Source organism: Mesorhizobium sp. M7A.F.Ca.CA.002.04.1.1 (assembly GCF_004022805.1).
Taxonomy (GTDB): domain Bacteria; phylum Pseudomonadota; class Alphaproteobacteria; order Rhizobiales; family Rhizobiaceae; genus Mesorhizobium; species Mesorhizobium ciceri.
Genome location: NZ_RZPL01000295.1, coordinates 1 through 6,421, shown reverse-complemented (window position 1 = coordinate 6,421; position 6,421 = coordinate 1). Strand labels below are relative to the sequence as shown.

6 protein-coding genes and 1 riboswitch are annotated in these 6,421 nt (G+C 65.1%); of the genes, 4 read left to right on the top strand and 2 right to left on the bottom strand.

Features of this window, described 5'->3' with window-relative positions:
- A partial coding sequence (locus ENZ75_RS16745) for an ABC-F family ATP-binding cassette domain-containing protein (RefSeq protein WP_164887847.1) occupies positions 1–1,179 on the bottom strand: 1,179 nt, incomplete at its 3' end.
- Between the two features lies 1 nt (position 1,180).
- Positions 1,181–1,840, bottom strand: a complete 660-nt coding sequence (locus ENZ75_RS16740; RefSeq protein ID WP_027162509.1) for a thiamine diphosphokinase — start codon at positions 1,838–1,840, stop codon at positions 1,181–1,183.
- 87 nt (positions 1,841–1,927) lie between these two features.
- A riboswitch (TPP riboswitch) is annotated at positions 1,928–2,042 on the top strand.
- A 43-nt stretch (positions 2,043–2,085) separates the two neighbouring features.
- On the opposite strand from ENZ75_RS16740, the gene thiB reads away from it, so the two are divergent.
- The 4 genes from thiB to ENZ75_RS16720 all read left to right on the top strand — a co-directional run.
- Positions 2,086–3,084, top strand: a complete 999-nt coding sequence (thiB, locus tag ENZ75_RS16735) for a thiamine ABC transporter substrate binding subunit (RefSeq protein ID WP_063169191.1) — start codon at positions 2,086–2,088, stop codon at positions 3,082–3,084.
- Between the two features lie 8 nt (positions 3,085–3,092).
- A complete protein-coding gene (gene thiP / locus ENZ75_RS16730) occupies positions 3,093–4,718 on the top strand; it encodes a thiamine/thiamine pyrophosphate ABC transporter permease (protein WP_024502936.1) in 1,626 nt (541 codons plus the stop codon).
- Entirely contained in the window at positions 4,711–5,502 is a 792-nt protein-coding gene (gene thiQ / locus ENZ75_RS16725; protein ID WP_128278189.1) for a thiamine ABC transporter ATP-binding protein, read from the top strand. The genes thiP and thiQ overlap by 8 nt, the downstream gene beginning before the upstream one ends.
- Before the next feature lie 258 nt (positions 5,503–5,760).
- Positions 5,761–6,421 (top strand): M48 family metalloprotease (locus ENZ75_RS16720; protein ID WP_164887846.1); only part of this gene is annotated, 661 nt, incomplete at its 3' end.

The window sequence follows — 6,421 nt, the reverse complement described above, 5'->3', positions numbered from 1 at the left end:
GAACAGGAAATCCTTCATGTAGGAGACCACGTGGCGCTGCTCGCCATTGATGACGAGGTTTTCGCCGCGCCCATCGGTGAGATATTGTGCCAGCGTCTCCTGCGGGTCGACCGCCTCGCGCTTCTGGTCGAGCGTGGCGATCTCCAGATTGGTGCCGAGCCGCACCGAGCCGGCGTCCGGCTTCATCTCGCCGGTCAGCATTTTCAAGAGCGTGGTCTTGCCGGCGCCGTTCGGCCCGACCAGGCCAACGCGATCGCCACGCTGGATGCGGGTCGAAAACGCCTTGACCACGGTGAGATCGCCAAAGCTCTTTTCGATGTTTTTCGCCTCGATCACCAGCTTGCCGGACTCGGTGGCGTCGCTCGCCACCATGATCGCCGACCCTTCGGCCCCGCGATGACCGCGAAAACGCTGACGCATGGTCTGCAACTCGCCGAGCCGGCGCATGTTGCGCTTGCGCCGCGCCGTCACGCCGTAGCGCAGCCAATGCTCTTCGCGAACGATCTGGCGACCGAGCTTGTGCTGCTCGCGTTCTTCTTCCTCCAGAACCAGGTCGCGCCATTCCTCGAAATGGCCGAAGCCCTTGTCCAGCCTGCGGGTCTGGCCGCGATCGAGCCAGACCGTGGCGCGCGACACGCGTTCGAGGAAGCGGCGGTCGTGCGAGATGACGATCAGCGCCGAGGAGGTGCGGATGAGTTCTTCTTCCAGCCATTCGATGACCGAGAGGTCGAGATGGTTGGTCGGCTCATCGAGCAGCAGGATATCGGGCTCCGGCGCCATGACGCGGGCAAGGGCGGCGCGCCTCGCCTCGCCGCCCGACAGGTCGTTCGGACGTTCCTCACCCGACAGGCCGAGATGCTCCATCAGATAGCTGGCGCGGTAGGGATCGTCGGCGGGGCCAAGCCCGGCCTCGACATAGGCGCGGACAGTGGCAAAACCTTCCATGTCGGGCATCTGCGGCAAATAGCGGACGGTCGCCGAAGGCTGGCGGAACACTTCGCCGTCCTGCGGCTCGATCAGGCCGGCGGCGATCTTCAGCAGGGTCGACTTGCCGGACCCGTTGCGGCCGACCAGTGCGATCTTGTCGCCGGCCGAAGCCGTCAAGGCGGCGCCATCGAGCAGCGGCGTGCCGCCGAAGGTCAGTTTTATCCCATCAAGGTTGAGAAGGGGCGGGGCCATGTCAGCTTTCAGGTAAGGGATAGGGATGAGCGAGCAGCATCGCGCGGCCATGGCCGAGCGCGATTTCGAGGCGGCCCCCGGTCTTGTCGGACTTGACCTCGTTGGAAATGGTCAGCGACGAACCGAACGCCACCTTGACGTGAGCGAGCGGCCATTTGGCGCCGGTGACGGTCAGGCCGTCGAGCTCGGAAAAGCCGAGCACCGAAAACAGCGTGCCGTCGGCATAGTCGAAGCCGGCCGTTCCGCGCAGCAGGGGGATGCCTTCCTGAGCGCCGCTGGTCAAAAGCACGTCCGTTCCCGCCTCCGCCAGCCGCAGGGCGAGCGACAGATGCAGAAAAGCGTGGTCGGCGCGCTTGCCGCCAAAGGCGCCGGCCAGCACCAGGCGGGTCGCGCCGCGCTCCAGTGCCGCGGCGACGGCAAGTTCGCCATCGGTCTGGTCCTTTTCCGCCGGGAAGGTCCGGCGCGGCACGGAAGCGAGATCGTCCGGCAGGTTGGCCGGCACCGAATCGAAATCACCCACCCACAGCTCCGGCACGAGACCCAGCAACCGCGCATGACCGATGCCGGCGTCGGCGGCGATGACGCGGGAGCCTTTGACCTGACGGTCGAGCCGTGGCGTACGGATGAGATCGCCGCCAAGCAGGATGGTGAATGTGCTCATATCGTGTGGCCCTTACCAGCCCGGCACGGGAAACGGAAGGCGGCAAACTCCCGCTTGCATGGCGGATCGGCCCGGCCTATGTGTCGAAACGCTCTAACGGGGTGCCGGACGCGATCTTCGCGGACCGGCTGAGAGGCAGTCTCGCCAACCCGCTGAACCTGATCCGGTTTGTACCGGCGGAGGGATTAGACGTTTCGGACAGTCCGACGCCTCAATTCCTTTCAATTCAAACGAAGGAGGCGCCGATGCGCACGCTTTTATACGCTCTTGTTTCAGCAACGGTCGTGGCCTTGTCCGGGCCCGCCTTGGCCAAGGACAAGCTCACCGTCTACACCTATGAGAGTTTCACCGCCGACTGGGGTCCGGGTCCCGTGGTGAAGAAGGAGTTCGAGGCCGAATGCGGCTGCGACGTCGACTTCGTCTCGGTCGCCGATGGCGTCGCGCTGCTCAACCGCGTCAGATTGGAAGGCACATCGACCAAGGCCGATATCGTGCTTGGCCTGGATACCAATCTCACCGCCGATGCCAAGGCGTCAGGCTTGTTCGCGCCGCATGGCGCGGTGACGGATGTCAGTGTGCCGGGCGGCTGGAGCGACGACACGTTTGTCCCCTTCGACTACGGCTATTTCGCTGTCGTCTACGACACGCAGAAGATGAAGACGCCGCCGAAGAGCCTGAAGGAGCTGATCGAAGGCAGTGCCAACGACAAGATCGTCATCCAGGATCCGCGCACCTCGACGCCAGGCCTCGGCCTGCTTCTTTGGGTCAAGTCGGTCTATGGCGACAAGGCACCCGAGGCCTGGGCCAAGCTCAAGGCCAAGGTGCTGACCGTGACGCCGGGCTGGAGCGAGGCCTATGGGCTGTTCACCAAGGGCGAGGCGCCGATGGTGCTGTCCTACACGACGTCGCCAGCCTACCACATGGTCGCCGAGAACACGGAGCGCTACCAGGCGGCCTCCTTCGAGGAGGGCGAGTATCTGCAGATCGAGGTGGCGGGTATCACCACGACAGGAGCCAAGAATCCGCTGGCGGCCAAGTTCATGGCCTTCATGACCGGGCCGAAATTCCAGGATGCCATCCCCGAGACCAACTGGATGTTCCCGGCAGGCAAGACCGACAAGCCGCTCAATCCGGCCTTCGACAAACTGGTCAAGCCGACGAAGACCTTGCTGTTCAGCCCGCAAGAGGTCGCCGCCAACCGCAAGGCCTGGGTCGATGAATGGCTGGCGGCGATGAGCAAATAGGCAGCGCGATGGCGCCGGCGCATTCCACGGATTCCCGCGTCAGTGCCGGCATTGTCGCGCTCGCTGCAATCGCGCTGCTGATCGGCGGCGCGTTTGCCGGCCTGCTTTTCGAGGGCGCCCATGATTTCTCGGGCGCCTGGGCAGCCTTCGATCCCTATCTGCTTCGCGTCATTCGCTTCACGCTCTGGCAAGCGGTCCTGTCGACGCTGCTTTCGGTCATCCCGGGGCTGTTTGTGGCGCGCGCTCTGTCGCGGCATCCACGTTTCTTCGGCCGCGCCTTCATCCTGCAGATCTTCGCCGTGCCGTTGGCGCTGCCGGCCATCGTTGCAGCGCTCGGCATCCTGGCGCTTTATGGCCGTGCCGGCTACTTCGCCGGCGTGCTTGCCGTTATCGGCGGCGGAAGCTGGCCGGGCATCTATGGCCTGTCCGGCATTCTCGTCGCCCATGTCTTCTTCAACCTGCCGCTGGCGACGCGGCTGTTCCTCGAGGCGCTGCAGACCATACCGGCCGACCAATGGCGGCTGGCGAGCCAACTCGGCATGGCGGCCCGGCCGGCGTTCCGGCTGATCGAATGGCCAACGCTGCGCGCCGCACTGCCCGGCGTCGCCGGGCTTGTGTTCATGCTCTGCATCACATCCTTCACGATCGTGCTGACGCTCGGCGGCGGGCCGGCCGCGACGACGCTTGAGGTCGGCATCTACCAGGCGCTGCGCTTCGATTTCGATCCCGCACGGGCCGTTGCACTGACGCTGCTGCAGATCGCCTTGACCTTTATCGTGGTGCTGGCACTGACGCGGCTAGGCGCCAATGTGGTCGGCGACACCAATTTGCCGGTCGCGCAACGCCGCTATCTCTCGGTCAATCGGAGCGAGACCTGGTTGAACGCGCTACTCATCGTCCTGGCGCTGCTGTTCGTTGTCGGGCCGATGGCGGCAACCGTGATGGCCGGATTGAGTGCCGATCTCGCCCGCTTGGCCGGCGAGGCCACTGTCCGGCAGGCAACGCTGACCAGTGCGGCGCTCGCCTTCCTGTCGGCGCTGCTTTCGGTGATGCTGTCGCTGGCGCTGACCATGGCGCGGCGGGCACTGGCGCTGAACCGCCGTGCCGGCGCAAAGACACTGCTCGAACACGCCACCGATACAGGCGCCGGTTTTGTCCTGGTCGTGCCGCCGATCGTCGTCGGCGCCGGCTGGTTCCTGTTGTTGCGCCATGTCGGCGATGTCTTCGCCATCGCTCCGGTCATGGTCGTCACCGTCAACGCGGTGATGGCGATGCCGTTTGCGCTCCGCGCCGTGCGTCCCGCCTATGATGCAGCGAGCGAGCGTCACGAACGGCTCTGTGCACAGCTCGGCATTGCGGGCTGGAACCGGCTGATGCTGGTCGACTGGCCGTCGCTGCGGCGACCGCTCGCCACGGCCTTCGCTTTCGCCATGGCGCTGTCGCTCGGCGATCTCGGTGTCATTGCCTTGTTCGGCAGTGATTCCGTGCAGACATTGCCCTACCTTCTTCTGGCTCGGATGGGCAGCTACCGCACCGAGGATGCCGCCGGCCTCGCACTGCTGCTCGGCCTCGTCTGTCTCGCGTTGATCGTGGCGGCGCACTGGCTGGGAAGGGAGGAGGTCCGTGATGCGTGAAAAGGCGGCCAACGGGCTCGCGAAGGGCGCGCCGGTGCGGCTGGACAAAGTGTCGTTCAGCTATGGCAGCTATGGCGAGGCGCCGCTTGTTTTCGATGTCGAGTTTGCCGCGGCGACGATCACCGCCATCATGGGGCCGAGCGGTTCGGGCAAGTCGACACTGCTCAATCTGGTCGCCGGCTTCGAGACCCCACGGTCGGGCCGCGTGCTGGTCGGCGGTGTCGATGTCAGCGCCGAGCCGGCCTCGGCGCGGCCGGTGTCGATGGTGTTCCAGGAGAACAATCTCTTCGCGCATCTTTCCGTCGAGCAGAATGTCGGGCTCGGCCGCTCGCCATCCCTGCGGCTGACCGAGGCGGACCGCGCTGCGGTCGCCGAGGCGCTTGCGCGCACCGGTCTTGCGGGCAAGGAGAAACGCCTGCCGCGCGAGCTCTCCGGGGGCGAACGCCAGCGCGTCGCCCTGGCCCGCGTGCTGGTGCGCGACCGACCGGTGTTGCTGCTCGACGAGCCCTTCGCTTCGCTCGGACCGGCTTTACGCGACGAGATGCTGGATCTGGTTGCCGCCGTTCATGCCGAACGCGCCATGACAGTGCTGTTCGTCACCCACCAGCCGGAGGATGCACGCCGCATCGGCGAGCATATGGTGTTTGTCGACGATGGGTTGGTCGCCGCCACCGGCAAGGCTGATGATTTCTTCGCCGGGGCTGGTCCGGAGGCGTTCCGGCGCTATATCGGCGCGGGTGCCGGATATTCCACATCACGCGATGTTGCCCGGAAGCGGACATAATTTACGGTCAAACCGGCTCCAGGCGATGTGGCGTTTGCTTGCCATGACCGGGGGAGTGTGGCTAGGTCCGCCCTACCGGTCCGGCACAGGCCGTGATTTGCCTGCAGTATCCGGCGCCCGCCCCTGGGATGGGCCGCGGATACTGCAGCAGTTTGAGATATGGCACGTGAACATTCTGAAGATCGTCCCCGATTTTCAATGTCATGTGCCGGGACCCGAAAGGAAGCCGTTCTGGCGATCGGCGCTAACACATTGGGAATGAAACCGCTGGCGCGCTTTCTCGCGCTGGCCGGCTTTGCCGTGGCGTTGGCAAGCTGCCAGATGTTCACGCCGCCGGAGGTTCAGGAATCCGGCTTCCAGCCTTCCGACAAGCCGATCACGGTGGACAATGTCGGCGCCAACAACAAGCTCGCCGAATTGGCCAGGGCGCAGCATCCGCGCATCCTGGCGACCTATGGCGGCGAATATTCCGATCCCAAGCTCGAGCGCATGGTCGCCAAGGTGGTCGGTAGTTTGACGGTGGTGTCCGCCAACCCGACACAGACCTATCGCATCACCATTTTGAATTCGCCCAATGTCAATGCCTTCGCGCTGCCGGGCGGCTATCTCTACATCACGCGCGGCCTCCTGGCGCTGGCCAATGATTCGGCCGAGCTTGCAGCTGTCATCGCGCATGAGATGGGCCACGTCACCGCCAATCACGGCTTGCAGCGCCAGCAACTCGAGGCAGAGGAAGGCCTGGCGACCAAGGTGGTTTCCGATGTGCTCGGCGACAGCCCGACCGCCAAGGCGGCGTTGATCCGCGGCAAGCTGAGGCTCGCGCAATTCTCGCGCAACCAGGAGCTGGAAGCCGACGCCATCGGCATCAAGTCGATCGGCGAGGCCGGCTACGATCCTTTCGCCGCCGGCCGCTTCCTGC

Bases quoted from the DNA above. Each gene is read 5' to 3' on its own strand.
- ENZ75_RS16740 (WP_027162509.1), bottom strand. From the start codon at position 1,840: ATGAGCACATTCACCATCCTGCTTGGCGGCGATCTCATCCGTACGCCA.
- thiB (WP_063169191.1), top strand. From the start codon at position 2,086: ATGCGCACGCTTTTATACGCTCTTGTTTCAGCAACGGTCGTGGCCTTG.
- thiP (WP_024502936.1), top strand. From the start codon at position 3,093: ATGGCGCCGGCGCATTCCACGGATTCCCGCGTCAGTGCCGGCATTGTC.
- thiQ (WP_128278189.1), top strand. From the start codon at position 4,711: ATGCGTGAAAAGGCGGCCAACGGGCTCGCGAAGGGCGCGCCGGTGCGG.